Annotated in this window: 2 protein-coding genes; both read right to left on the bottom strand. The window is 57.8% G+C overall.

The window, feature by feature from the left end:
• Positions 1-1,496, bottom strand: a 1,496-nt coding sequence (locus IAE27_RS29145; RefSeq protein ID WP_320159739.1) for a colicin-like bacteriocin tRNase domain-containing protein, incomplete at its 3' end; no start/stop codon positions are given.
• Positions 1,497-1,576: 80 nt separating this feature from the next.
• Positions 1,577-2,528 (bottom strand): tail fiber domain-containing protein (locus IAE27_RS29140; protein ID WP_200093411.1); only part of this gene is annotated, 952 nt, incomplete at its 5' end.

Raw genomic sequence — 2,528 nt, 5'->3', positions numbered from 1 at the left:
GCCCTGACCAGGTTGACCGACTGCCGGCCGTTCCCGTCATACGAGATATATCCCCTGACCGGCAGGTCCACAGTTTTCATCCCCGGCTGAATGTTCGTCTTCATGGCCGTGTACAGGCTGGCCTGGGCGGCAAGCATGTCAATGTTGCGTCCGGGAACCCTGTCACTGCCTTCGCCGGCTGCAGGGATATCCAGTGCAGCCCTGACAAGGGTGAGCACTGTGGCAACCGTGGCCACGGCGGATGCGACCGGCGCGATTCTGGCAAGCACGTCGACACCGCGCCAGAGCGCACTGGCCTCCCATCCCGCCAGACCGCTGTTGAAAGGGAGCGTCCCCACACTGGCCGCCGAGAGCTGTATCATCCCCGGCGCCCGGCTGAGCGCCATTGAGCCTCCGGCAGACAGCGCCGCATTTGCCGCCTTCACCATCTCCGGCGTGTAAACCGGTGTATCCTGAATACCGGCCTTAGCGAACAGGGCTTTGCGTTCTGCTTCTGCTTTCGCCCGTGCCTCTGCTTCAGCGCGAATTTTTGCCTCCGCCTCTGCCCGGAGCCTGTCAGCTTCTGCTCTGGCCTTGTTTTCGGCTTCCTGACGACGCTGCAGCGGCTCAGCCGGCATATTCATGGTCATGGAAAAATACAGCGGCTCCAGTCCGCTCCCCTGCGGAAACCAGATGATAAAATCGGTGGTATTGGCCCCCACAGTGAAGCCTGCTTCGCGTAAATCTCCCCCGGCTTTCACTGTATCCCGGAAGAAACGGGAGTCCTGTGGTGTTCCTTTTGTGTAGAAAGAGAATGTGAAGGCACTCATGATGCCCGGCAGACGTCCGATAGTGTAATAATCACTGCCGGCAGTGGCCTGCGCTTTCACCACCGGCAGATTGTACTGCATGCTACCCGCAAACACCGCAGAAACAAACTGTACACCATCATGAACATTATCGAGGATACGGGTATGCACCGGAACAGTCTCAGGGGCAACGGGCATCGCAGATATATCAGTGTCAGTCAGCGCCCGGACCGGAAACCAGCTGAATGCCGGGTCGGTGCTGTTAAATCTCCCCGGGTACTCCGTTGCGGGTTTCAGTTTCCAGATATCCACAGCGGACATGCCGCCTTTCAGTGGCGCACCTTTCACCTTACTGATTGCAGCCTGTACCACCGCCGGTATACCGGCAGGCAGCACTTCACCGTAGCCGTCCACATCAGGCACCCATCCATTACCTGTTGACGGGTCGAAGGGTTTTTCACCCGGAACATACCACTCTTTGATATCAGGTCTTTTAGGCCAGGTATCAGCCGGCGTTTCTTTTGGGGTGACCGTCAGCATTTCGGTATCACCCGGCAGCGGAGGAACATCGTATCCGCGCGTTGGCCAGCCCCATGAGCCGGGAACGTAACTGCCATTGGGGAATGAGCCTCCCGGCCTCCACACCAGACCCGGCTCAGGTGGTATACCGTTGTTATAGTCCTCAGGATTATATGTGATATCACTCATAGACACTCCCTGTGGATGTACCCGTTTTCAGGCTGCTAAGGATCAGTTGCGAGGTTTCCGTCAGTTCAGGAACGGCGGTTTCAGGAGTGTGCAGCATCGGTCCCCTCCAGTACCTGAAGACGGGCTTCCAGAGCCAGTCTGGCCTGTTTCTCTTCCCTGAGCGCTTCAACGAGCAGGGCGACCACACCGTTGATGTTAACTGCGCGGGCATCGTCAAGGACGCTGCCATCATTGAGCGTCAGCATTGTCTGCGTCACGGCCTGCGGCAGCACGGTCTCCACTTCCTGGGCAATCACCCCGGCTTCGGGTTTCCCCTGTTTGAGGTAGGTATACCCGCCGATGCGGTCGAGTCTGTCCAGCGCATTATCGATTTTTTTGATGTCCGTTTTCATGCGGGCATCAGAGCTGCTGCTCCAGGCGCCGTTGGTGTAGGCATGCCCGTCGTTGCGGAACTCATACCATCCCTGTGCACCGCCATTAGCCACATGCAGGCCGAGGAAGTGATGCTGACCGATACGCTCCTGGTGGTAGAAGTCGGCGGCTAAATCGCCCGCGCCCTGTAAATGAACACCGTTGGTCATTCTCTCAGTACTGCTGATATTTTTATTTCCCCCAGCCCAGAACCAGCCATCCGGATTACGTTTGATAAATTGTCCGGCATCCAGTTCGGCATTGGGGCGAAGACGCAGCTCATGCCATTTACCGTGCCAGTCACGATAGGAAAGTATGCCGAAATCGTCACGGCCCGCATTCACCCTGGCGCTCATCATCATTCTTGTGGTGACTTTGCCTGTGGTGAAATCCGTGTACACGGGCGCGGCATCATAGGTCTGGCCGTTAATGAGCGGGTCAGGCCCGGTCAGGGAGGTGGAAATGCCGGCATTATGCGAAACGACAGCGCCGCCGGAGATATCCACGCCGTTGCGCAGTGAGGCGCGACCGGTGGAGAGGCTGAATGAAAACGGCCGCAGGGTGTTGAACGCCCCGTCGCGGGCCTGACCGTCTGCGGTTGTCAGGAAGTTAAAGTTCTTA

The organism is Klebsiella sp. S69 (genome assembly GCF_016516145.1).
In the GTDB taxonomy this organism is placed as follows: Bacteria; Pseudomonadota; Gammaproteobacteria; order Enterobacterales; family Enterobacteriaceae; genus Klebsiella; species Klebsiella oxytoca.
Note: the sequence above shows the minus strand (reverse complement) of the source record. Positions and strands in the feature narration are given on the sequence as shown.